Consider the following 23,855-nt stretch of genomic DNA (forward strand, 5'->3'; position numbering starts at 1 on the left):
CCGCCTTGCGCCGCCCACGTTGCCTTGGACCCAAGCCCGCGGTCCAAGGAGCCCCCGAATGGCACAAAGCCCCGCCGCCAGGTTGTCCATCAACGGTCAATCCCATGAATACCAAGGCGATCCCCGCCGCAGCCTGCTGGACGTCCTGCGTCTGGACCTGGGCCTGACCGGCACCAAGAAGGGATGCGATCACGGCCAGTGCGGCGCCTGCACGGTCATCGTCAACGGCCGCCGCATCAATTCCTGCCTGACCCTGGCCGTCATGCATGACGGCGACGAGATCACCACCATCGAAGGTCTGGGCACGCCCGACAGCCTGTCGGCGCTGCAGGCCGCCTTCGTCACCCATGACGGGTTCCAGTGCGGCTACTGCACGCCCGGCCAGATCTGTTCCGCCACCGCCATGATCGAGGAGATCCGCCAGGGCTGGCCCAGTGCCGTGACCGCCGATCCGGCGGACTGCAGCAAGGCCGACTGGCTGGACATCGCCGATGCCGAGATCCGCGAGCGCATGAGCGGCAATCTGTGCCGCTGCGGCGCCTATGACAACATCCTGACCGCCATCCGCGACGCGATGGCCAGCGAGGCCGCGCGATGAAGGCGTTCGACTATACCCGCGCGGGCGTGCTGTCCGACGCGGTGGGCAGCCCCGCCATGCTGATCGCGGGCGGCACCAACCTTCTGGACCTGATGAAGCTGGAGGTCGCGACCCCCGACGCGCTTCTGGACATCAATCCCATCGGCCTGCGCGACATCGCGCCCGAAGGCGCGGGCCTGCGCATCGGCGCGCTGGTCAGCAACGCCGATTGCGCGGCCCATCCGCGGGTGCGCGCCGACTGGCCGCTGCTGTCGCGGGCCATTCTGGCGGGCGCCAGCCCGCAGCTGCGCAACAAGGCCAGCATGGGCGGCAACCTGTGCCAGCGCACGCGCTGCGGCTATTTCATGGATGGCCATTCGCCCTGCAACAAGCGCGAGCCGGGCAGCGGCTGCGCCGCGCAGGGCGGCGTCAACCGCAACCACGCCATTCTGGGCGCGTCGGATGCCTGCATCGCCACATATCCGGGCGACATGGCCGTGGCCTTGGCGGCTCTGCGCGCCACGGTCGAGACCGAGGGTCCGGACGGCGCGCGAGAGATCGCGATGCGCGATTTCCACCGCGTCCCGGGCGACGACCCGAGCCGCGACAACGTGCTGAAACCGGGCGAGGTCATCACCGCCATCCGCCTGCCCGCGCCCGTCGCGGGGCGGCAGCTCTATCGTAAGGTCCGCGACCGGGCCTCCTATGCCTTTGCGCTGGTTTCCGTCGCGGCGGCAATCCGCGTGTCGGGCGGGCAGATCGAAGCCGCGCAGCTGGCCTTCGGCAGCATCGCCCACAAGCCCTGGACCGACGAGCGCATCGAGAAGATGCTGATCGCCCAGGCGCCGTCGCCCGCGCTGTTCGACCGCGCCGCCGACCTGCTGCTGGAGGAGGCCCGGGGGCAGGGCCACAACGACTTCAAGATCCTGCTGGCGCGCCGCACCCTTGCGGCCGTGCTGGCCGAGGCCACGCAAGACGCGACGGGGGAATGACGATGAGCGACACCTATGACACCCCCGACACCCGCGACATGCTGGACCGCACCCGGCAGGGCGTGATCGGCAAGCCGCTGGACCGGCCCGAAGGCCCGCTGAAGGTGGCGGGCACCGCGACCTATGCCGCCGAATTCGCCCGCGAGGGCTGTGCCGAGGGCGTGCTGGTCGGCGCGACGATCAGCACCGGCCGCATCCGCAAGATCCACCGCGAGGCTGTCATGGCCATGCCCGGCGTGCTGGGGGTCTTCTCCTCGGAACGCATGCTGCGGCGCGCGGCGCAGGGCACGGCGGGCGAGGCGCCCGAGCAGGACGTCTCCAAGGTCGATTTCCCGATGCAGCCGGTGGCCCTGGTCGTGGCCGAGACCTTCGAGCAGGCGACCGCCGCCGCCAAGGCCTTGCGAATCGACTATGACGACGCATCCGGCGACGCGCGCTTCGTTGCGACCGAGGATAGCGCCCAGCCCGCCGACGACCCGGTCGAGGCCGGCGACCTGGACCGGGCGCTGCGCGAGGCGGCGCATGCGGTCGACCTGCGGCTGACCACCGCCGGCCATGTCAGCGCCGCGATGGAGCCGCATGCGGCCGTGGCGGAATGGCAGGGGGGCGAGCTGACCCTGTGGGGCAGCCTGCAGATGCTGGGCTACAACGTCGCGGAACTGGCCGACAGCCTGGGGCTTGCCGAGGACAAGGTGCGCATCCTGGCGCCCTATGTCGGCGGCGGGTTCGGATCGAAGCTGGGGATTTCGCACGAGGCCGTCGCCGCCGCGCTGGCCGCGCAGGAGCTGGGCCGCCCGGTGCGGGTCGTCATGACCCGCCAGCAGGTGTTCCAGTCGATCATGCGCCGGTCCGAGACCGAGCAGCGCATCCGCCTTGGCTGCGACGCCGAGGGTCGGCTGACGGCCTTCGCCCATGAGGCACTGGTGTCGAACCTGCCCGGAGAGAGCTTTTCCGAACCGGTGACGCAGGCCTCCGAGTTCCTCTATGCCGGAGAGAACCGCCTGCTGGCGGTGCGCAAGTCCGACATCACCCGCCTGACCGCCGGTTCCGTCCGCGCGCCGGGCGAGGCGGTCGGCATGCAGGCGCTGGAAGTCGCCATGGACGAGCTGGCCGAGGCCGCGGGCATCGACCCGGTCGAGCTGCGCAAGCGCAACCTGCCTGACGCGGTGCCGGGCGAGGGCACGCCCTATTCCTCGCGCCGGCTGATCGAGGCGCTCGATGCGGGCGCCGCGGCGTTCGGTTGGGACAAGCGCGCCACGAAGCCCTGTGCGCGGCGCGAAGGGGAGTGGTGGATCGGCATGGGCGTGGCGTCGGCCGCGCGGGTGAACATCCTGGCCAAGGCCGAGGCCCGCGTGACCCTGACCGCCGATGGCCGGGTCGTGGTCGAGACCGACCACACCGATATCGGCACCGGCAGCTATGCCATCCTGGGCCAAATTGCGGCCGAAATGCTGGGCCAGCCCATCGAGCGGACCACCGTCCAGCTGGGCGACAGCCGCCTGCCGACCGGTGCCGGATCGGGGGGCAGCTGGGGCGCCTCCTCGACCGGATCTGCGGTGTTCTATGCCTGCGAGGCGATCCGCGCGACGCTGGCCCAGGCCTTCGGCTGCGCGGCGGACGAGCTGATCCTGAAGGACGGGCAGGCCTGGACCGAAGGGTCCGAGCCGCGCGCCGTGACCGAGCTGCTGTCGGGCGACCTGACCCGGACGGGCCGGATCGAGCCCGGTGCGCTGATGGAGAAGGTTAACCAGTCGACCTATGGCGCCTTCTTCTGCGAGGTGGCGGTCAACGCCTTCACCGGCGAGACGCGCATCCGCCGCATGACCGGGGCCTTCGGCTTTGGCCGGGTGCTGAACGCCAAGACGGCGCGGTCGCAATGCCTGGGCGGCATGGTCTGGGGCATCGGCAGCGCGCTGACCGAGGCCTTGGCCTTCGACACGCGGGACGGCCATCTGGTGAACCACGATCTGGGCGAATACCATGTGCCGGTCCATGCCGACATGCCCGATTTCGAGGTGATCCTGCTGGAGGAGCGCGACCCCCACGCCTCGCCCCTGCAGGCCAAGGGCGTCGGAGAGCTGGGCATCTGCGGTGCGGCCGGCGCGGTCGCCAACGCGATCTACAACGCCTGCGGCGTGCGGGTGCGCGACTTTCCGATGACGCCGGACCTGCTGCTGCCGCATCTGCCCGATCCCTTCGCGCCCGCCGCATGACGCACGGACCGGGGGTCGCCTCACGCGACCCCCGCACCATTTCAGGAGCCTGCCATGCCCGATGACACCGCCGCCCCGCATGGTGATCGTGCCGATCCGATGACCTATGACGGCCCGGTCGGCGGGTGGGGCTCGGCGCGCGGCATGGCCGCGGTGGCCCGGACGGCGCATCCCGTCGCCGGGGCGCTGGACACGCTGCGCCGCCTGAACAAGCCGGGCGGGGTCATGTGCTCCTCCTGTGCCTGGGGCAAGCCGCCCAATCCCCACGTGGTCGAGTTCTGCGAGAATGGCGCCAAGGCCACGCTGTGGGACCTGACCTCGCTGCGCTGCGGGCCGGACTTCTTCCTGGAGCATCGGGTCGCGGATCTGGCCGGCTGGTCGGAATACGACCTGGAGATGGCCGGGCGGCTGACCCATCCGCTGCGCTATGACGCGGCCAGCGACCGCTATCTGGAGACGGGCTGGGAGGAGGCCTTCGCCGAGATCGGGGAGGCGCTGCGCGCGCTGGACCCCAAGGCCGTCACCTTCTATGCCTCGGGCAAGGCGGGGCTGGAGGCGTCGTTCCTCTATGGCCTCTTCGCGCGCGCTTACGGCCATGTGAACCTGCCCGACAGTTCCAACATGTGCCATGAGACGACCTCGGTCGGGCTGAAATCGGTGATCGGATCGCCGGTCGGCACCTGCACGCTGGACGATTTCGACCATTGCGACATGATCCTGCATGTGGGCCAGAACCCCGGCACCAACAGCCCCCGCATGCTGCACCCGCTGCAGGAGGCCGCCAAGCGCGGCTGCTGCATCGTGGCCATCAACCCGCTGCGCGAGAAGGGTCTGATGGAGTTCGCCAATCCGCAGAGCCCGTGGCAGATGACCGTCGGCGCGCCGACCGAGATCGCCGACCGCTATCTCCAGGTCCGGGCGGGCGGCGACATAGCGGCGCTGACCGGCATCGCCAAGCATGTCCTGGCGCTGGAGCGGTCGATGGGCGGCGTGCTGGACCACGACTTCCTGAATGCGCATGCGCATGGCCTCCAGGACTGGATGGACTGGGTCGACGCGACCGACTGGAGCGATCTGGAGCGCGTGAGCGGCCTGTCGCAGGCCGCGATGGAGGGGATCGGCGCGATCTATGCCCGCGCGCGGGCCGTGATCGGAGTCTATGGCATGGGCCTGACGCAGCATGTCCACGGTTCGGACGCGGTGGCGGCGCTGGTCAACCTGCTGCTTCTGCGCGGCAATATCGGCCGCAAGGGCGCCGGGTGCAGCCCGGTCCGCGGCCATTCCAACGTCCAGGGTCAGCGGACCGTGGGCATCACCGAAAAGCCCGATCTGGTGCCGAACGACCGGCTGCGCGACCTCTACGGCATTCAGCCGCCCATGGAGGAGGGGTGGAACACCACTGCCTTCGTCGAGGCGCTGCTGGAGGGGCGGGCGCAGGGGTTCGTGGGTCTGGGCGGCAATCTGGCGCGGGCGGTGCCCGATATCGACCGGGTGGCCGCGGCCTGGGGCGCCATGCCGCTGACGGTGCATGTGGCGACGCGGCTGAACCGCACGCATCTGATGCCGGGGCGCGCGTCCTGGATCCTGCCCTGCCTGGTCCGGGCCGAGGAGGATCTGCAGGGCGGCGTGAACCAGCAGGTCACGGTCGAGGACAGCTTCAGCCATATCCATGGCTCGATCGGCAGGCGCCGTCCCGCCAGCCCGCATCTTATGTCCGAGACCGCCATCGTCGCGCGCCTGGCCCGGGCCACGCTGGCGCCGAACCCGAAGATGCCCTGGTCGCGATGGGCGGCCGACTACGCCCAGGTGCGCGCGCAGATCGCCGCCGTCTATCCCGAGGACTTCCACGATTTCGAGGCGCGCATGGATCAGCCCGGCGGCTTCTATCGCGAGAATCCGGCGCGCAACCGGGTCTGGAAGACCGATTCGGGCCGCGCGCAGTTCACCCGCCCCGCCGATCTGGACGCGACGGGTCTGGGCGAGCGGGATGGCGTCTATCGGCTGATGACGCTACGCTCGAACGATCAGTTCAACACGACCGTCTATGGCATGTCCGACCGGCTGCGCGGGATCGAGGGCGACCGGATGCTGGTGATGATGTCGCCCGCCGACATGGAGGCCGAGGGCCTGTCCCCCGAACAGCGGATCACGCTGGAGGGGGCGGCGGATGACGGGGTGGCGCGGCGCGTGGCGGGGCTGCGGGTCCTGCCCTATGATCTGCCGCGCGGCTGTCTGGCGGGCTATTTCCCAGAGCTGAACCCGCTGTCGCCACTGTCGCGCGGTGATCTGGCCTCGGGAACGCCCGCGTCCAAGGGCATTCCGGTGCGGCTGGCCTGACGGCGGCCGGGCGGGGTGGCGCGGCGGCCACAGCCCGGCACCGAATGCGCCATGCCATTGACCGGGCGCGGTTTTGCGCCATTCTCCGCCGCGCAAAGGGCGGAGGACCACGCAATGACGGGCTATGCTGACCCGCGCCGGATCGAGGCGATGATCGAGGGGCTGGACCGCTTCACCGCCACGCCCGGACGCGGCACGACGCGGCTGACCTACAGCGCGGAATATCGCGCGGCGGCGGATTTTGTGGCCGGGTGGATGCGCGATGCGGGTCTGACGGTGCGTCAGGACGCGGTCGGCACCATCATCGGCCGGATCGAGGGGCGCAACCCGGACCTCGCGCCGATCCTGGTCGGATCGCATCTGGATTCGGTGCCGAATGGCGGGCGGTTCGACGGGCCGGCGGGCGTCGTCGCGGGCATCGAGACGGCGTTTCTGTTCCGCGATCTGGGCCTGGTGCCCGACCGGCCCGTCGAGGTCGTGGCGATGATCGAGGAGGAGGGCACGCGCTTTGGCGGCGGCCTGTTCGGGTCGCGCCTGCTGACCGGGGCCATCGGGCCCGAGGCGCTGGAGGATCTGCGCGACGGGCAGGGGGTCTCGGCCGCCGAGGCGATGCGCGCCTATGGCCTGGACCCCGCGCGTGCCGGAGAGGCGGCGCGTGCGCCCGGTTCGGTCCATGCCTTTCTGGAGCTGCATATCGAACAGGGGCCGGTCCTGGAGGCCGAGGGCCGCGACATCGCGATCGTGGAGACCATCGTGGGTCTGGCGCAGCTGCGCGTCACCGTGCGCGGGCAGGCGGCCCATGCCGGTACCACGCCCATGGATCAGCGCCGCGACGCGCTGGTGGGGGCGGTGGGCATCCTGGCGCAGCTGCCCGACCTGGCGCGGCAGGTGGGCCGCGGCGCGGTGCTGACCGTTGGGCGGATGGAGGTCCTGCCGGGCGGCGCGAACGTGATCCCCGATCTGGTGACCTTCACCATCGACCTGCGCGCCCCGGCCGAGGCGGACGTGCTGCGTCTGATCGAGATGGTCGAGGGCACCGTCGCCCATGCGCAGGGGAACGGCCTGTCCTGCACCATCGAACGCCAGCTTTACGCCCCGCCCACGCCGCTGTCCGACCAGATCCAGACCGCGCTTCTGGCGCAGGCCGAGGGTCTGGGTCTGTCGCATCGGGTGATGGTCAGCGGCGCGGGCCATGACGCGATGATCCTGGCGGGGCTGGCGCCCACGGGGCTGATCTTCGTGCCAAGCCGCGGGGGCGTGTCGCACGCGCCCGAGGAATGGACCGACTATGCGCAGCTGGCGCGGGGGACGGACCTGATCTTCGCTACGATCCGCCAGATGTCGGGGGCGGTGCCGGGCTAGCGCTCCAGGATCAGCAGGTCGCCCTCGAAGCTGACGCGGGCGAAGCGGCGCAGATAGGACATGCCCAGCAGGCTGTCGGGCAGGTCGCTGTCGATCACCACGGCGCGTACGTCGCGATCCACCGCGTCGCCGATGACGAATTCGCCGATGGTCACGGGCGCGGTCGCCACCCGCCCGTTCGCGGTCACCGCGACGCCCGAGAAGTTCAGCCGGTCCAGATCCAGCCCGATCGCCTGCGCATCATCGCGCGACAGGGCGACGCTGGTCGCGCCGGTATCCACCATGAAATCGACCGGCGTGCCGTTCAGCAGGGCCTCGAGGTGGAAATGCCCGCCGCGGCCCAGGGGGATCTCGATCCGGGCGCCGTCCTCCAGCACCTGCTGGCGCGGCGCGGTGCGGGTCTGCCACCAGTCATGGCCCATGGCCAGCGCCGCGATCAGCACCGCCCAGAGGACCAGCGCGCGCAGCGCCCGCCCGCCCCGGCCCGACAGCTCGAACAGCATCGCCCCGCCCACGACGACCAGCAGCAGCACCAGAAAGGCCAGCCGCGCCAGATCGTCGCCGGACAGCCCCCCCGTCACGGAAAGAGGCCCGATCCCTGCAGCCCGTCGATGACGAACTGCACCGACAGCGCCGCCAGCAGCATCCCCAGCAGCCGCGTGACGACCATCACCCCGGTCCGCCCCAGGGCGCGCGCCAGGGGCGTCGCCAGCACGAACAGCACCATGCAGATGCCCAGCACGACCAGCATCACCAGATGCACCATCAGCACATGGGCCGGGCCCTGGTTGTCGCCCACCAGTAGGATCATCGTGGCCAGCGCCCCCGGACCCGCCAGAAGCGGCATGGCCAGCGGAAAGACCGACGGGTCATGGGCGTGATCCTCGCCCTCGGCCTGGCCCTCGCGGCGTTCGGTGCGGCGCTCGAACAGCATGTCCAGCGCGGTCAGGAACAGAAGCAGCCCCCCCGCGATCCGGAAGGCCGAGATCGAGATGCCGATGGCCGACAGGATCGCATCCCCAGTCAGCCCGAACAGCGTCAGCAGGATCGCCGCGATGACCAGCGCCCGCGCGCCGATGCGACGGCGCTGCGCCCCCGACTGTCCGGGGGTCAGCGCGATGAAGATCGGGGCCAGCCCGATCGGGTCGATGACCACGAACAGCGTGACGAAGGCGGTAAGGTAAAGCGAGGCGTCCATACCCGCTTATGGCCTGCCGCGCGCAGGGTGCCAAGCCCGTCCGACGCGCCGCGACGGGTCCGCGCGCGGCGTCACTTCCGCGTCATCGCGACGCGGCGGGCCGGGCGGTCGGCGGGATTCGGCGGCGGCGGGCTTTCACTGTCGGCGAACTGGGCCTATAGTCTCGTCATCCCTGATGCAGGGCGTGCCGGGACCGCCCGGGCCGCCCCTCAGACACCGGAACGGAGATTTGGAATGCACGCACCGTCCCCCATGGCCCTTCTGGTCATCGCCATCGTCGTCCTCGTGCTGTTCGGGCGCGGCAAGGTCTCGTCGCTGATGGGCGAATTCGGCAAGGGCATCACCGCCTTCAAGAAGGGCCTGAACGACGGTGGCACCGCCCCCGAGGACAAGCCCGCCACGCTGGAGCAGCCGACTCCGACCGTGACCCCCACCGCCGCCCCGGTGCAGCCGGTCCATCAGCCGGTCCCCGGCGCGGACGCGCGCGACGTCACGCCGCATACCGACAACCGCGCCTGATCATGTGCGCCGCCGTCGAGGTCGCCGATGCTTGATATCGGCTGGAGCGAGCTGCTGCTGATCGGCGTCGTCGCGCTGGTCGTGATCGGCCCCGAGGATCTGCCCAAGCTGTTCCACACGCTTGGCCGCCTGACCGCGCGTGCGCGCGGGATGGCGCGCGAGTTCACCTCGGCGATGGAGGAGGCGGCCAAGGGCAGCGGCCTGGACGATGCGGCCAAGGGCCTGCGCGACGTCTCCTCGCTGGCCTCGAAGAACAACCGCGGCCTGCAGGCGCTGGACCGCGCCGTGACCCGGTTCGAGAAATGGGACCCCAAGATCGCCACGGGCGGCGCCCCGGCGGGCATCCAGCCCGATCCTGCCGCGCCCAAGGCGCCCGCCGCCCCGCAGGCACAGGCCGCGTCGAACACCGCCGCCGCCCCGACCGCTCCGGCGACGGAACCCGCGGCGGCGACGCCCGGCCCGCGCCAGGCCGGGCGTCGTCTTGCCGGCGTGCGCCGTTCGGACATGAAGGACCAGTAAGTGACATCGCAAACGCCGACGGATGACGAGCTGGACGGAAGCTCGGCCCCGCTGATCGAGCATCTCAAGGAGCTGCGCACCCGGATCATCTGGTCCGTGCTGGCGCTGGTCGTGGCGATGATCCTGGCCTACACGGTCTGGAACCCGATCTACAACTTCCTGACCCGGCCGATCTGCGCGGCGCTGCAGGATCGCGGCCAGGAATGCGGCCTGATCCTGCTGAAGCTGCAGGAGGGCTTCTCGGTCGCCATCCGCATCGCCTTCTTCGGCGGCTTCGTGATGTCCTTCCCGATCATCGGCTATCAGCTGTGGCGGTTCATCGCGCCCGGCCTCTACCGCAACGAGAAGCGGGCCTTCCTGCCCTTCCTGGTGGCGTCGCCCGCGATGTTCGTGCTGGGCGCGGCGTTCGCCTATTACATCATCCTGCCGATGGTCTTCGCCTTCTTCCTGGGCTTCCAGCAGGGGCCGCTGGCCCTGCCGGACCAGAGTGCGGGGGCCGAAGGGTCGTCCGCCCTGGCGGGGATCGTGTTCCAGGGATCGGTCAGCGAATACCTGAACCTGACGACGCGCTTCATCCTGGCCTTCGGGATGTCCTTCCAGCTGCCGGTGGCGCTGGCGCTCTTGGGCCGCGCGGGGCTGGTCTCGGCCGAATCGCTGGCCTCGACGCGGCGCTATGCGGTGGTGATCATCCTGACGCTGGCGGCCTGTCTGACGCCGCCCGATGTCGGCAGCCAGCTGGTCCTGTTCTCGGTCATCTACGGCCTCTACGAACTGTCGATCCAGATCGTGCGCCAGATCGAACGCCGCCGCGAGGCCAAGCTGCGGGCCGAGGGGCTGTGGTTCGAGGACGACGAATGAGCCATGCGCTGACGCGCATCGCCGAGGCGCTGGAGCGACTGGCCCCGCCCGCCGCGCCCGCCCCGCGCTTCGATGCGGCCGACGCCTTCGTCTGGCATCCCGATCCCGACCGGCTGGAGCCGGTGGCGCGGGTGTCGGGCGTGGCGCTGGAGCGGTTGATCGGCATCGACCGGTCGCGCCGCACGCTTCTGGAGAACACGCTGCAATTCGCGCGCGGCCATGCGGCGAACAACGCCCTGCTGTGGGGCGCGCGCGGCATGGGCAAGTCGTCGCTGGTCAAGGCCGTCCATGCCGAGGTGGTGGGCCGGGGCCTGCCGCTGACCTTGGTCGAGATCGGGCGCGACGACCTCTCCTCGGTCGCGCGCCTGCTGGCGCTGCTGGGTGCCGCGCCCGAGCGGCGCTTTGTGCTCTTCGCGGACGATCTGTCCTTCAGCCATGACGACACGCAATACAAATCGCTCAAGGCGGTGCTGGACGGCGGCATTGCCGGGCGGCCTGCGAACGTCATCCTCTATGCGACCTCGAACCGCCGCCACCTGATGCCGCGCGACATGATCGACAACGAACGCGCCAGCGCCATCCATCCCGGCGAGGCGGTCGAGGAGAAGGTCTCGCTGTCGGACCGCTTCGGGCTGTGGCTGGGCTTCCATCCCTGCGACCAGGACCAGTATCTGGCGATGATCGAGGGCTATTGCGCGGCCTACGGCCTGTCGGTCGATCCGGCCGAGCTGCGCGCGCAGGCCATCGAATGGCAGGCCACGCGCGGCGCGCGGTCGGGCCGGGTCGCCTGGCAGTTCTTCACCGATCTGGCCGGTCGGCACGGCCTGGCGGTCTGATCCGTGGCGGATCGCGTCGGCACCGTCCTGACCGGAACGCGCATCCGGGAACGCCGGCTGGCGCTTGGCCGGCGGCAGGCGGACGTGGCGCGTGCGGTGGGCATCTCGCCCGCCTATCTGAACCTGATCGAGCACAACCGTCGCCCCGTCGGTCCCGACCTGATCGCCCGGCTGGCCGAGCAGCTGGAGGTCCCCGCCGACGAGCTGGCCGAGGGCCGCGAGGAGGTCCGCATCGCCGCGCTGCGCGAGGCCGCGGCCCATCCGGTGGCCAGCGGCACCGCGCCCGAGCTGGACCAGATCACCGAGTTCCTGGCCCGCTTTCCGGGCTGGGCCGCGCTGCTGGTCGCGCAGTCGCGCCGCGCGGGCGCGCTGGAGCGGCAGGTCGTCGACATGTCCGACCGCATGACCCAGGACCCCTATCTGCTGACCACGCTGCACGAGGTGCTGTCGGCGGTGACCTCGGTCCGCTCGACCGCCGCGATCCTGGTCGAGGAGGGCGAGATCGCCCCCGACTGGCGGCGCCGCTTTCACGCCAACCTGCATCAGGACAGCCAGCGCCTGTCGATGACCGCGCAGGCGCTGGTCGCCTATCTGGACAGCTTCGAGGCCGAGGGCAGCGCCGCCACCCCCCAGGACGAGGTCGAGGCCTGGCTGGCCGATGCCGGGCCGGACCTGCCCGATCCCGACCAGCTCAGCTCGGACAGCGCGCGGGCGATGGCCGGGGCGCTGCTGGCCGGGATGCAGGCCGACCGGACCGCCCTGCCGGACCGCAGCCTGACCGAGGCCATCGCCGCGCTTGGCGCGCCCGCCGATCCGGTGCGGCTGGCCGCGCGGCTCGGCCTGCCGCTGGACCTGGTGATCCGCCGGCTTGCCGATCTGCGCCCCGAAGGGTTCGAGGGGGCGGGCCTGCTGGTCTGCGACGGCTCGGGCGCGCTGGTCCATCGCCGCGCGCCGCAGGGCCTGGCGCTGCCGCGCCCGGGCGACAGCTGCCCGATCTGGCCGCTGTTCCAGGCGCTGGCGGCCCCGCAGGCCGCGCGGGCGCAGGCGGTGGTGATGCCCGACGGGCGCGCGTTCCGCACGCTGTCCTATGCCCACCGCCATCAGCCCGCGGGCGTGGACGGCCCCGTCCTGACCGAGGCGCTGATGCTGATGCTGCCGGTCGAGGGTCCGGCCCCCGGCGACGCGCTGCCGGTGGGGCCGGCCTGCCGGATCTGCCCGCGCGCCGCATGCCCCGCGCGGCGCGAGCCGTCGATCCTGGTGGCGCAGCCCGGCTGACGCCCCGGACCGCCTTGCGGGCGCGATGGGGCTTTGACACGGGGGCGTGATCCGGACCATGATCGCCGCCACGGCCCGGCCCGCCTGCCGGACCGCAAGGGGGGACGAGGCGGATGCAGCTGGACATCCTGATGATCGAGGACGAACCCAACATCGCCGAGGCGGTGCGCTTCATCCTGTCGCGCGAGGGGTGGCGGGTGGGTCATCACGCCGACGGCGCCGGCGGGATCGAGGCGATCCGCGCCGCCCGCCCGCGGCTGGTGATCCTGGACCTGATGCTGCCCAACCGCTCGGGCGCCGAGATCCTGGACGAGCTGCGCGACACGGCCGATGCCGACCTGGCGGCGACGCCGGTGCTGATGCTGACCGCGCGCGGCCAGTCGCCCGACAGCGGCACGCGCGCCGACGCGGTCCTGGCCAAGCCCTTCGAGAATGACGACCTGCGCGCCATGGTGCGCCGCATGCTGCGCTGATGCCCGAGCGGCCGCTGTTCCTGGAGCGGGCGTCCTTTCACCGCCGCAGGCTGGGCGACGCGGCACGGGTGCTGCCGGTGCTGACGCTGATCCTGCTTCTGGTGCCGGTCTGGTGGGCGCCGGCCAGCCTGTCCTATGCCGGAGGCACGGTCTGGCTGTTCGGGCTGTGGACGGTGCTGATCGTCGCGGTGCGCCTGCTGCACCGCGCGCTGCTGCGGGCCGAGGCCGCGACGCAGCCCGTCGAACGCGCCGGGGACCGCGATGCCGTTTGAGGCGCTGCTGGCCACCTGCCTGGCCTATGTCGCGCTGATGTTCGGGGTAGCCTATGCGGCGGACCGGGCGGCGGCGCGCGGCCATGTGCGCTGGCTGGACCATCCGCTGGTCTATACGCTGTCGTTGTCGGTCTACTGTTCGGCCTGGACCTTCTACGGGTCGGTCGGCTACGCATCGCGCTCGGGGCTGGAATTCGCGACGATCTATCTGGGACCGACCGTCGTCTTCACCGGCGCGTGGTGGGGCCTCAGGCGGCTGGTGCGGGTGGCCAGGATGCACCATGTCACCTCGGTCGCGGACCTGGTCTCGGCCCGCTTCGGCAAGTCGAACCGGCTGGCGGCCATCGTGACGCTGATCGCGGTCGTGGCCTCGACCCCCTATATCGCGCTGCAGCTGCAATCGGTGCGCCTGTCCTTCGAGGTCTTCGCCGAAGGCACCGCGCAGGCCACGCGGGGCGGCACGGCGCTGTGGGTCGCGGCGGGGCTGGCGCTGTTCACCATCCTCTTCGGTACGCGGAACCTTGCGGCGGACGAACGCCATCACGGCGTGGTCACCGCCATCGCGCTGGAGGCGCTGGTCAAGCTGGCGGCCTTCATCGCGCTTGGCGTCTATGTGGTCTGGGGGCTGGCGGACGGGCCCGCCGACATGCTGGCGCGCATCGCCCGCGCCAGCCGCGATCCCGTCCTGGCCGAAGGCTGGCTGATCCGTCCCGACCGCTGGACCGCGCTGATCCTGGTGTCGGCGGCCGCGATCCTGACCCTGCCGCGCATGTTCCAGGTGATGGTCGTCGAGGCCGCCGACGAGGAGCGCCTGCATGTCGCGGGCTGGGCCTTTCCGGCCTATCTGATGGCCATGTCGCTGTTCGTGCTGCCCATCGCGGTGATGGCGCGCGACCTGCTGCCCGCCGGGTCGGACCCGGACCTCTACATGCTGACGCTGCCCACGGCCACAGGCCAGAGCGGACTGGCGCTGCTGGTGTTCCTGGGCGGGTTCTCGGCGGCGACGTCGATGGTCGTGGTCTGTGCGATCGCGGTGGCCACCATGGTGTCGAACCACTGGATCGTCCCGGCTTGGCTGGCGCTGCGCCGGGTGCCCGCGCCCGATGAAATGGAGGACCTGCGCGGCTTCGTCCTGAACGCGCGGCGGCTGGCGATCCTGGCGGTCGTGGCGGCGGGCTGGGTCTATCACGAGGCGTCGGGCGGCTCGGCCGCGCTGGCCGCGATGGGGCTGGTGGCCTTCACGGGCATGGCGCAGGTGTTGCCCGCGATGCTGGGCGGGCTGCTGTGGCGGGGCGCGAACCGCAAGGGGGCCTATTCGGGCATCGGATCGGGGGCCGCGCTGTGGATGGCGCTGATCTTCCTGCCCTCGGTCGGGGCGGGGGTGACGCTGCCGGTCCCAGAGGGCGTCGATCCCTGGACCGCGGCCGTGGCGCTGTCGCTGGCCGTCAACACGCTGGCCTTCATCGGGCTGTCGATCTTCGGCTTTCCCGACCCGGTCGAACGGTTGCAGGGCCTCTCCTTCGTCTCGGCGGTCGAGCCGATCCGCCATCGCCGCATGCTGCGCGGCGAGGACCGGGCAGAGCCGCTGCTGGCCATGGCGCGACGGCTGTGGGGGGCGGATGCCGCATTGCGCTATTTCCAGGCCGAGGCCCGCGCCCAAGGGAAAAGCGGCTATCTGCCGGACCTGACGCCGCGCTTCCTGAACGCGCTGGAGCGGCGGCTGGCGGGGTCCATCGGCGCGGCCACGGCCCATGCGATGATCGACCGCGTCGCGGGCGGCGTCGCGCTGACGGTGGCCGACCTGATGCAGGTCGCGGGCGAGGCGCAGCGCGCCAAGGAGGAGACGCAGCGCCTGGAGGCCGCGCGGGCCGAACTGACCCGCACCGCCCGCCAGCTGCGCGAGGCCAATGACAAGCTGACCGCCCTGTCGGTCCAGAAGGACGCCTTCCTGGGCCAGATCAGCCACGAGCTGCGCACGCCGATGACCTCGGTCCGGGCCTTCTCCGAGATCCTCAAGGACCCCGGCCTGACCGCCGAGGAGCGGGGCCGCTTCGCCGGGATCATCCATGACGAGGCCGGGCGCCTGACGCGGCTGCTGGACGACCTGCTGGACCTGTCGGTCCTGGAAAGCGGGCGGGCGCAGCTGACGGTGACGGTGGCCAACCTGCACGACCTGATCGGGCGCGCGCTGGCCGCGGCCTCTGCCACCCGCCCCGAGCGGGGCTTCGCGATCGACCGCGACGTCCTGGCCGAGCATCTGGGTGTCATCACCGACGCGGACCGCCTGCTGCAGGTGCTGATCAACGTGATCAGCAACGCCCGCAAGTATTGCGACGCCGAGCGGCCGCAGCTGATCATCCGCGTGCGCCGGCCCGAGGGCGGCGGCGCGGTCATCGACATCGTCGACAACGGCAGCGGCATCGACGCGGCGCGCCAGTCGCTGATCTTCGAGAAGTTCGCCCGGCTGAACGATCCCGCGCGCGCGGGGGGCGCGGGGCTGGGCCTGGCCATCTGCCGCGAGATCATGCTGACCCTGGGCGGAGAGATCAGCTATCTGCCGGGGCAGGGCGGGGCCGCCTTCCGCATCCAGCTGCCGCAGCGCCCGCCGGTCCCGGCTTAATGGTTTCTCAACCTCGATGGTCCAGTCTGAGGAGGCAGCGACAGCCTGATTCGGACCGGACATGACCCAAGCAGACCCAAACAGCCACGGATCGGGCGTCTTGCGCCGCATGTTGCAGGCCAAGGCGCAGGCCCGGCTTGGACAGGGGGGCGCGCCCCAGCTGCCCGCGACGGCCCCGCCGACACCCGCCCGCGCCGGGGCGACCGCCATCGGCCGCGCGGCCGACCGCCTCTATCAGCTGCCGGTGCGGGCACTGTCCGTCCAGCCCGGCGCGCTGACCCTGGCGGAACTGCCCGAGATGCTGCCCGAACTGCCGCTGGTCGTGGTGCTGCAGGGGCCGGGCGACCTGCTGGGGGCCATCGCGCTCTGTCCGCAGGCGGTGGCGGCGCTGGTCGAATGGCAGGCCCTGGGCCGCGTGACCTCGCGCGGGTTGGAACGCCGCCGCCCGACGCGCAGCGACGCGCTGCTCTGCGCCGACTTCATCAACGCCTTCCTGACCGATCTGACGGCCGAGATGGAGGGGGTCGAGGGGTTCGAGGCCATCGCCGGCTATCGCTTCCTGACCCATCTGGACGATCCGCGCCCCCTGTCGCTGATGCTGGAGGACCGGCCGCTGCGCAGCCTGTCCTTCCACCTCGCGATGGGCGCCCCCGACATGCGCGAGGGGCAGGTGCTGCTGGCCCTGCCGCAGCCTGCCGGCGCCGCGCTGCGGCCGCGCCCGGACGCGACCCCGGCGCTGTCCGCGCCGGTCGCGCCGCCCGTGCCCGCGCCCGCCCCGGTCCGCGTGAGCCTGGCCGCCCCCATGCTGGAGGCGCCGGTCGTCGTGACGGGCGTGCTGTGCCGCAAGCGGGTGTCGCTGGCCGAGCTGCGGGGCCTGTTGGCCGGCCGCCTGATGGCCCTGCCGCGCAGCTGCCTGACGCAGGCCACGCTGGAGACCGCCGACGGGCAGGTGCTGGCCACCGCCAAGTTCGGCGAGGCCGAGGGCTGTCACGCGCTGCGCCTGCGCGACCCCGAGGCGTCGGACGCCGATGACGGCGCGCCGACGCTCTCGACGCACGGCCTGTCCCTGGGGGCCGCGCTTGGCGCCGCGGCGATGCCTGCGGACCTCGCGCAGCCCGACCCGTTCCGCCACGCCGCGGGCGCATCCGGTCCCATCGACCTGCCCCTGGGCCGCGACCTGACGGCGCTGCGCAGCTGACCGGGCGCTTTTCCCTTGAATTCCGCGCCTTTCGGACGCATGTAACGGCGGTCCCGAATCTGACGGGATGTTGAGAACGGAGTGACCATGGCCAAGGAAGAAATGCTCGAATTCCCCGGCGTCGTTAAGGAACTCCTGCCCAATGCGACATTCCGGGTCGAGCTTGAGAACGGCCATGAGATCATCGCACATATGGCGGGAAAGATGCGCAAGAACCGCATCCGCGTTCTGGCAGGCGACAAGGTTCAGGTTGAGATGAACACCTACGACCTGACCAAGGGTCGGATCAATTACCGCTTCAAGTGAGCCGTCCCCCGGGACGGAGCACGCAACCGGAGGCCGGATGATGGCCGACCTGCGCCCCAGGCTGATCCTGGGATCGGCAAGCCCCCGGCGGCTTGAACTGCTGGCCCAGATCGGGATCGTGCCCGACGCGCTGCGCCCCGCCGATATCGACGAAACCCCCCGCAAGGCCGAGACGCCCCGCGACTATGTCCGCCGCATGGCCGCCGAGAAGGCCGCCGCGCTGGACCTGGCCCCGGACGAGGCCCTGCTGACCGCCGACACCACCGTGGCCGTCGGCCGCCGCATCCTGGGCAAGCCCGCCGACCGCGCCGAGGCCGCGGCCTTCATGCGGCTGATGTCGGGGCGGCGCCATGTCGTGCTGACCGCCATGGCCCTGCGTCACGGCTCCCGCACCGCTCTGCGCCTGGTCGAGACGCGCGTGCGCATGCGCAGCATCGACGCGGCCGCGCTGGAACGCTATCTGGACGCGGGCGACTGGCAGGGCAAGGCGGGCGGCTATGCCATCCAGGGCGCGGCCGCGGCCTTCATCCCCTGGCTGGAGGGGTCCTTCTCCGCCGTGGTGGGCCTGCCCCTGTCCGAGACCGCCGCGATGCTGGCCGCCATCGGAATCCACCCCACCCCGCAAGGAGCCTTTGCATGAAGGGACGTCAGGTCGTTCTGGGACATCTGTTCGGGCTGGAGGCCGCCGCGCTGATGGTCGACGGCCAGCTGGCCGATCTGCTGGTCGCGGGCGATCCGCTGACCCCGCTGGCGCCGGGCTCGATCTGCCGCGCCACGACGGACCGCTTCATGAAGGGGCAGGGCGGGGTCTTCCTGCGCCTGCCCGACGGCCAGACCGGCTATCTGCGCGACCGCAAGGGCGTCCCCGAGGGCAAGCCCGTGCTGGTCCAGATCGCCGGTGTGGCCGAGGAGGGCAAGGCGCTGCCCCTGTCCACGCGGCTTCTGGTGCGCGGCCGGCACGGGCTGGTCACGCCGGGCGCGCCGGGGGTCAACGTCTCGCGCAGCATCCGCGACGAGGACCGCCGCGATGCTCTCGCGGCCCTGGGTCGCGAGGTTCTGGGCGCGCGCGATCACGGCCTGATCCTGCGCAGCGTCACGCTGGACGCCGACGACGCCGAGATCCGCGACGAGCTGGCCCAGCTGATCGACCTCGCGGACCGCATCTGCGCCGAGACCACGGGCGGTCCCGAGCTGCTTCTGGACGCGCCCAGCCCGTGGGAGCAGGCGTGGATGGACTGGGCCGAACCCGCCCCCGACGCGGTCGAGGAGGGCGAGGACAGCTTCGAGCGCTGCGGCGTGCTGGAGGCCGTGGACGCCCTCCTGACGCCCCGCATCGCCCTGCCGGGCAGCGCCGACGCCTTCGTCGAGGCGACGCGCGCGCTGGTCGCGGTGGACGTGAACACGGGCAACGACACGTCGCTGGCCGCGGGCCTTAAGGCGAACATCGCGCTGGCGCGCGAGCTGCCGCGACAGCTGGCGCTGCGCGGTCTCGGGGGGCAGGTCGTGGTCGATTTCGCGCCCATGCCCAAGCGCGACCGCGCCACGCTGGACCAGGTCCTGCAGGCCGCCTTCCGCGGTGCGGGGTCCGAGACCACGCTGGTCGGCTGGACCGCGATGGGCCTCTACGAGCTGACGCGCAAGCGTGACCGCGTGCCCCTGGCGCGGCTGGCGCAGGCCGCCGGGGGCGCCTGATGGCCTGTCCGATCTGCGCCAAGCCCGTCGATCCGCGCTATCGTCCGTTCTGCTCCAAGCGCTGCGCGGATGTCGATCTGGCGCGCTGGCTGCGCGGCAGCTACGTCATCCCCGGCACACCCCTGGACGAGGTCCCGAGCGGTGGCGCCGATGACGATGGCGAGGGCCGCAAATAATACCGCCGCGGCGAAGAATCGGCGATTTCGGTCTGGACAGTCCCTGCGCCTCTTCGTAAACACCACGCATCCCGCGCCGGACGGCGCATCAGGGGCCCGGATAGCTCAGTTGGTAGAGCAGCGGATTGAAAATCCGCGTGTCGGCGGTTCAAATCCGTCTCCGGGCACCATTTATCAAGCACATAGCCACCGAAAATTTGAAGCCCTTGTCGGATTCCTCGATAGGGCTTCCAGCAAGTCCATTCTGGTCCTATGCTGTCGCACGCATGGATTGCGCCCGCTTGGCCCGGCATGCTGGGCAGTCATGGCGATGGTCTTGTGCCCCGTGATCGCCGCAACCACTTCATTGCCACAGCCTGCGGCTGCCAGTTCTGCGGTCGTCGCATAGCGCAGGCTGCGGACCCAAGGTCCTTGATCGGAAACGAAGCACTGGTTCGCCTTGATCTCACGAATGTAAGGCATTCCGCCAATGTGCGGCAATAGGCACCTTCTAAGCTCCATCAACGGAGTGCCCTGCTTTGCCGATCGCATAAAGAATCCGGACATTCCGCTCGACGATATCGAGACGTCCGAAAATCACATCTTGGCGGTCCCTTGGCGCCGCTTCTGCCATTGCTGCGGCGTGGGATCGCATGGTGGCACGGTGGCATGGTGGCATGGTGGCATGGGAGCGGATGCGGTTTCAGCATCCGGCTGGCGTGGATCCATGCCGCGTCGGCCTCGAGATGCGGGCGGCAGTGGGGGGCGGCCCGTCGGGGACGCGCGCTGCATGGGCCGGATGCTGCGGGGCCGGCAGCTAATACAAGCCTGCGGGTCCCACCTCTCACGCCGTCAGACTCAGCGCCGCGTCCGTGCGATACAGCGTTGCTACGCAATGCGTTCATGTCTTGGCGGTCGCCTCACGCCCTCGGACCAACTGTAGGGCGTGAGGCGATCCTGCCTCGGGCCCGTGCCGAGCGGGGCCCCCGCCGTCAGGCTTCGCGGCTGCTGTCGTCCAGCAGGCGGCGCTGCTCGGGCGTCAGGGTGATCCGCACGGCGCCGAGGTTGCTCAGCGCCTGCTCGGGCGAGCGTGGGCCGATCAGGGGCGTCGCGCCGCGGGAGGCGACCCACGCGATCGCGATCTGGTCGGGGGTCGCGCCCTGTTGCGCGGCGACGGACAGCACCGCATCCAGGATCCGCGTGCGCTGGCCGCCATCCTCCGGGCGGAAGTTCCGGCCATCCATGCCCTCGGCCCGGCCCGTCTCGCCCTGGCGATACTTGCCGGTCAGCATGCCGCCGCCCAGAGGCGTGTAGGTGATCGTCGCAAGGCCAAGCGCGGCCGATGCCGGGATCAGGTCGGCCTCCGGGGCGCGATGGACCAGGCTGTATTCGAACTGCGCCGCGGCGATCGGCAGGGTGCCGCGCAGCTCGGCCAGGGTCGCGGCGCGCGACAGCTGCCACGCCGGAAAGTTCGACAGGCCCGCATAGAGGATCTTGCCGGCCCGGGCCAGATCCTCGAAGCCGCGCAGGATCTCCTCGACCGGGGTGACGCCGTCGGGCTGATGGGTCCAGAGGATGTCGATGCGGTCCGTCGCCAAGCGGCGCAGGCTGGCCTCGACCGAGGCGATCATCGCCTGTCTGCTGTTGCCGGTGACCAGGCGCCCCGCATCGGGCGCTGCCCCGCTTGAATATTTGGTCGCCAGCACGAACTCGTTGCGTCGCCCGGCCAGCAGCCTGCCCAGGATCTGCTCGGACTGGCCGAACTGATAGATGTCGGCGGTGTCGATCATGGTGCCGCCCGCCTCGGCATAGGCGTGAAAGATCGCGGCGGCCGTTTCCTCGTCCGCGCCGTGGCCCCATACGGTGCCGAAATTGGCGGTCCCGAGCGCCAGATCCGAGACCATCAGCCCCGTCCGTCCGAAAGGTTTGCAGTCCATGGGTCGTCGTCCTTGTGTTTTCGGAATGTCAGGCGTCGGGATGCAGGGCCACCACAACCTTGCCCCGCGCGTGACCGGTATCCAGGTGGGCGAAAGCCGCGTTCACCTCGGCGAAGGGCAGGATTCGGTCGATGACCGGGCGGATCGCGCCCTGATCGACCAGGGCCGCGATGCGCGCCAGTTGGCCCCCGTCGGCGCGCATGAACAGGAATTCGTAATGCACCCCGCTTGCGCGGGCCTTGCGCCGAATGCTGGCGCTCAGGACCCGCGTGACCTGCCGCATGGGCCAGTTCAGCCCCTGCCTCTGCGCGAAGTCCGGCGTCGGCGGCCCCGAAATCGAGATCAGCCGCCCGCCCGGCCGCAGCACCTTGAGCGACCGCACCAGCGTGTCGTCCTCCTGCCCGCAGATGACCAGGTCATAGCCGGACAGCCGCTCCTCGAACCGCTCGCTGCGATAGTCGATGACCGTCTCGGCCCCCAGATCGTGCAGCATCGCGGCGTTTCGGGCGCTGGCCGTCGTGGCGACGCGGGCGCCCAGATGCCGGGCCAGCTGGATGGCGACGCTGCCGAAGCCGCCCGAACCGGCATGGATCAGCACCTTGTCGCCTGCCTTCACCTGTCCCTGTTCGACCAGCGCCTGCCACGCGGTCAGCGCGACCAGCGGCAGGGACGCGGCCTCGGCCATGCCGATCGTGGCGGGGGCCAAAGCCAGATCGTCCTGATCGACGGCGATGCGTTCGGCCAGCGTGCCGATGCGCCCGTCACGGGGCCGCGCCCAGACACGGTCGCCGGGGGCGAAGCGGGTCACCTCGGCGCCCACGGCCTCGACCGTGCCAGCCAGGTCGTGACCCAGGATCAGCGGCGGCTTGTAGGGCAGCAGGGGCTTGAACGCCCCGTCGCGGATCTTGCTGTCCAGCTGGTTCAGCCCTGCGGCATGGATGCGAACCAGAACGTCGCGGGGGCCGGGCCGAGGATCGGGCCAGTCGGTCAGGCGCAGCGTGGCGCCCTTGGCATAGGCGTCGAGGATATAGGCCTTCATGGGAATACTCCGGTCGAAACGGGCAAGGCGAACACGGGCGACTAGCCGAGATAGCGTGCGGCGGGGCGCGTGTTCGCAAACTCCGGCAGCATCGCCTCGCGCGCCTTCTGATAGGCGTCCCACAGCCCGGCATCGCCAAGGGCGGGGATGGTCACGGCCTCGCCCGCGTCCAGGCCCGCAAGGGCGGCATCGACCAGGTCGGCGGCCTCCATCATCGGCGGCAGGCCGGACAGATCGGCACCGGCGCGATCCCACAGTTCGGTCCGCGTGGCGGCGGGCAGGACGGCCTGCACCCGCACGCCCCGCGGCGCCAGCTCGACCGACAGCCCCTGCGACAGGAACAGCACGAAGGCCTTGGTCGCGCCATAGACGGTGTTGGCGAATTCCGGCACCAGCCCCACGACCGACCCGATGGTGACGATCGTGCCTGACCCCTGCCGCGAGAAGCGGGTGGCCGCAGCGTGGGCCAGCAGCGTGACGGCGGTCGTGTTCAGCGCGATGAGCCGGGCGATGTCGGACGCCTGCTGGTCCGCGACCAGGCCGCCCAGACCCGCCCCCGCATTGTTGATCAGCATCGAGATGTCGCCATCCTCGCGCAGACGGTCCGCGACGCGGGCGATGTCGGCATCGTCGGTCAGGTCGGCGCGCAGCACCTCGACGGCGATGCCGGTCCGGGCGTGCAGGTCGCGGGCCAGTGTGTCCAGCCTGGCCTGATCGCGGGCGACCAGGACCAGATCGTGGCCGCGCCGCGCCAGGCGGTCGGCATAGACGGCGCCGATGCCGCTGGAGGCGCCGGTGATCAGGGTTTTCGGGGACATGGCGTTGCTCTCCGGCAATCAGGGGGCTATATTCATGATGGTCATCATCATTGAGGATTTTATATGATGGCCATCATGAATAAGTCAAGCCCATGAGAGCGAGGTCCGGCGATGAAGGTGTCCAAGGAGCAGATGGCCGAGAATCGCGGCCGCATCCTGACCGAGGCGGGGCGCCTGTTCCGCGACAGGGGTTTCGACGCGGTCTCGGTCGCCGAGATCATGAAGGCTGCCGGGCTGACCCATGGCGGGTTCTACGGCCATTTCGCGTCCAAGGACGACCTGATCGCGCAGACCCTGGGCCATGCGATGGCGCAGCCGGGCGCGGATGCGTCGCGTGGCTTCGCGAGCTTTCTGGATGCCTATCTGTCGCCGCGCCACCGCGACGCCCCGGATCGCGGCTGTCCGACCGCCGCGCTGGCCGGCGACACCCGCAGGCAGACGGCCGAGGCGCGCGCCGCCATGAGCCGAGGTCTGCAGGACCAGATCGGCCGGCTGACCGAGGCGCTGGCGGCCGAAGGCGCGCCCGATCCGCGCCGCGCCGCCATCGGCGCCTGGTCGGCGGCGGTCGGCGCGATGATCCTGGCCCGCGCCATCGACGATCCCGCCCTGTCGGACGAGATCCTGGAGGAGACCCGCCGCTGGATGCTGGAGGGCTGATG

General features: G+C 70.9%; 24 protein-coding genes and 1 tRNA gene. 20 read left to right on the plus strand and 5 right to left on the minus strand.

The genetic code is table 11. The annotated features are described in order from the left end of the window. Positions 1-58: 58 nt before the first annotated feature. From AACG61_RS05435 to AACG61_RS05455, 5 genes are all read left to right on the plus strand, one after another. Complete coding sequence (locus AACG61_RS05435; RefSeq protein WP_411838985.1) at positions 59-598, plus strand: 2Fe-2S iron-sulfur cluster-binding protein; 540 nt, start codon at positions 59-61, stop codon at positions 596-598. Then, complete coding sequence (locus AACG61_RS05440) at positions 595-1,569, plus strand: FAD binding domain-containing protein (RefSeq protein ID WP_411838986.1); 975 nt, start codon at positions 595-597, stop codon at positions 1,567-1,569. The genes AACG61_RS05435 and AACG61_RS05440 overlap by 4 nt, the downstream gene beginning before the upstream one ends. Then, complete coding sequence (locus AACG61_RS05445; RefSeq protein WP_411838987.1) at positions 1,566-3,782, plus strand: molybdopterin cofactor-binding domain-containing protein; 2,217 nt, start codon at positions 1,566-1,568, stop codon at positions 3,780-3,782. Before AACG61_RS05440 ends, AACG61_RS05445 begins: the two co-directional genes overlap by 4 nt. A 54-nt stretch (positions 3,783-3,836) precedes the next feature. Then, positions 3,837-6,119, plus strand: coding sequence for an FdhF/YdeP family oxidoreductase (locus tag AACG61_RS05450; protein ID WP_411838988.1), 2,283 nt, complete (start codon positions 3,837-3,839; stop codon positions 6,117-6,119). 114 nt (positions 6,120-6,233) lie between these two features. Beyond that, the gene (locus AACG61_RS05455) at positions 6,234-7,481 is read left to right on the plus strand and encodes a Zn-dependent hydrolase (RefSeq protein ID WP_411838989.1); all 1,248 of its coding nucleotides are present in this window, start codon (positions 6,234-6,236) and stop codon (positions 7,479-7,481) included. Here the strand turns inward: AACG61_RS05455 and AACG61_RS05460 are convergent. Both AACG61_RS05460 and AACG61_RS05465 read right to left on the minus strand, forming a co-directional pair. After that, positions 7,478-8,062 carry a TIGR02281 family clan AA aspartic protease gene (locus tag AACG61_RS05460; protein WP_411838990.1) on the minus strand — a complete coding sequence of 195 codons (585 nt, stop codon included), beginning with the start codon at positions 8,060-8,062 and terminating at the stop codon, positions 7,478-7,480. The two genes, AACG61_RS05455 and AACG61_RS05460, sit on opposite strands and share 4 nt — an antisense overlap. Continuing rightward, complete coding sequence (locus AACG61_RS05465; RefSeq protein WP_411838991.1) at positions 8,059-8,679, minus strand: MarC family protein; 621 nt, start codon at positions 8,677-8,679, stop codon at positions 8,059-8,061. Before AACG61_RS05465 ends, AACG61_RS05460 begins: the two co-directional genes overlap by 4 nt. Positions 8,680-8,913: 234 nt before the next feature. Here AACG61_RS05465 and AACG61_RS05470 point away from each other — a divergent pair, with 234 nt between their 5' ends. From AACG61_RS05470 to AACG61_RS05535, 14 genes are all read left to right on the plus strand, one after another. Beyond that, complete coding sequence (locus AACG61_RS05470; protein ID WP_411838992.1) at positions 8,914-9,198, plus strand: twin-arginine translocase TatA/TatE family subunit; 285 nt, start codon at positions 8,914-8,916, stop codon at positions 9,196-9,198. 27 nt (positions 9,199-9,225) lie between these two features. Continuing rightward, positions 9,226-9,717, plus strand: coding sequence for a Sec-independent protein translocase protein TatB (tatB, locus tag AACG61_RS05475; RefSeq protein WP_411838993.1), 492 nt, complete (start codon positions 9,226-9,228; stop codon positions 9,715-9,717). Further along, positions 9,718-10,575, plus strand: a complete 858-nt coding sequence (tatC, locus tag AACG61_RS05480) for a twin-arginine translocase subunit TatC (RefSeq protein ID WP_411838994.1) — start codon at positions 9,718-9,720, stop codon at positions 10,573-10,575. Then, the gene (locus tag AACG61_RS05485; RefSeq protein ID WP_411838995.1) at positions 10,572-11,411 is read left to right on the plus strand and encodes an ATP-binding protein; all 840 of its coding nucleotides are present in this window, start codon (positions 10,572-10,574) and stop codon (positions 11,409-11,411) included. Before tatC ends, AACG61_RS05485 begins: the two co-directional genes overlap by 4 nt. Positions 11,412-11,414: 3 nt before the next feature. Continuing rightward, positions 11,415-12,686 carry a short-chain fatty acyl-CoA regulator family protein gene (locus tag AACG61_RS05490; protein WP_411838996.1) on the plus strand — a complete coding sequence of 424 codons (1,272 nt, stop codon included), beginning with the start codon at positions 11,415-11,417 and terminating at the stop codon, positions 12,684-12,686. 113 nt (positions 12,687-12,799) lie between these two features. Beyond that, positions 12,800-13,159: a response regulator transcription factor gene (locus tag AACG61_RS05495; protein WP_411838997.1), complete on the plus strand. Its 360-nt coding sequence runs from the start codon at positions 12,800-12,802 to the stop codon at positions 13,157-13,159. Next, complete coding sequence (locus AACG61_RS05500) at positions 13,159-13,431, plus strand: hypothetical protein (RefSeq protein WP_411838998.1); 273 nt, start codon at positions 13,159-13,161, stop codon at positions 13,429-13,431. Before AACG61_RS05495 ends, AACG61_RS05500 begins: the two co-directional genes overlap by 1 nt. Continuing rightward, positions 13,421-16,051, plus strand: coding sequence for an ATP-binding protein (locus AACG61_RS05505; protein ID WP_411838999.1), 2,631 nt, complete (start codon positions 13,421-13,423; stop codon positions 16,049-16,051). The genes AACG61_RS05500 and AACG61_RS05505 overlap by 11 nt, the downstream gene beginning before the upstream one ends. Before the next feature lie 61 nt (positions 16,052-16,112). Next, positions 16,113-17,249 (plus strand): hypothetical protein, encoded by a 1,137-nt coding sequence (locus AACG61_RS05510; protein WP_411839000.1) that lies wholly within the window; start codon positions 16,113-16,115, stop codon positions 17,247-17,249. An 87-nt stretch (positions 17,250-17,336) separates the two neighbouring features. Then, positions 17,337-17,555 carry a translation initiation factor IF-1 gene (gene infA / locus AACG61_RS05515; RefSeq protein WP_010397442.1) on the plus strand — a complete coding sequence of 73 codons (219 nt, stop codon included), beginning with the start codon at positions 17,337-17,339 and terminating at the stop codon, positions 17,553-17,555. 37 nt (positions 17,556-17,592) lie between these two features. Next, positions 17,593-18,195 (plus strand): Maf family protein, encoded by a 603-nt coding sequence (locus tag AACG61_RS05520; RefSeq protein ID WP_411839001.1) that lies wholly within the window; start codon positions 17,593-17,595, stop codon positions 18,193-18,195. Next, on the plus strand, positions 18,192-19,247 hold the full coding sequence (locus AACG61_RS05525; protein ID WP_411839002.1) for a ribonuclease E/G: 1,056 nt from the start codon (positions 18,192-18,194) through the stop codon (positions 19,245-19,247). Before AACG61_RS05520 ends, AACG61_RS05525 begins: the two co-directional genes overlap by 4 nt. Further along, positions 19,247-19,423, plus strand: coding sequence for a DNA gyrase inhibitor YacG (locus tag AACG61_RS05530; RefSeq protein ID WP_411839003.1), 177 nt, complete (start codon positions 19,247-19,249; stop codon positions 19,421-19,423). Before AACG61_RS05525 ends, AACG61_RS05530 begins: the two co-directional genes overlap by 1 nt. Positions 19,424-19,517: 94 nt before the next feature. Then, a tRNA-Phe gene (locus AACG61_RS05535) sits at positions 19,518-19,593 on the plus strand. A gap of 801 nt (positions 19,594-20,394) precedes the next feature. On the opposite strand, the gene AACG61_RS05540 is transcribed toward AACG61_RS05535, so the two are convergent. Genes AACG61_RS05540 through AACG61_RS05550 form a run of 3 tightly spaced genes read right to left on the minus strand, consistent with a single transcriptional unit; the run spans position 20,395 to position 23,196 of the window. Next, positions 20,395-21,339, minus strand: coding sequence for an aldo/keto reductase (locus AACG61_RS05540; RefSeq protein WP_411839004.1), 945 nt, complete (start codon positions 21,337-21,339; stop codon positions 20,395-20,397). A 28-nt stretch (positions 21,340-21,367) separates the two neighbouring features. Next, positions 21,368-22,378 carry an NADP-dependent oxidoreductase gene (locus tag AACG61_RS05545; protein ID WP_411839005.1) on the minus strand — a complete coding sequence of 337 codons (1,011 nt, stop codon included), beginning with the start codon at positions 22,376-22,378 and terminating at the stop codon, positions 21,368-21,370. Positions 22,379-22,419: 41 nt separating this feature from the next. Next, on the minus strand, positions 22,420-23,196 hold the full coding sequence (locus AACG61_RS05550) for an SDR family NAD(P)-dependent oxidoreductase (RefSeq protein WP_411839006.1): 777 nt from the start codon (positions 23,194-23,196) through the stop codon (positions 22,420-22,422). A gap of 111 nt (positions 23,197-23,307) precedes the next feature. On the opposite strand from AACG61_RS05550, the gene AACG61_RS05555 reads away from it, so the two are divergent. After that, entirely contained in the window at positions 23,308-23,853 is a 546-nt protein-coding gene (locus AACG61_RS05555; protein ID WP_411839007.1) for a TetR/AcrR family transcriptional regulator, read from the plus strand. Positions 23,854-23,855 lie beyond the last annotated feature (2 nt).

The sequence above is a fragment of the Paracoccus sp. ME4 genome (assembly GCF_046736325.1).
GTDB lineage: Bacteria > Pseudomonadota > Alphaproteobacteria > Rhodobacterales > Rhodobacteraceae > Paracoccus.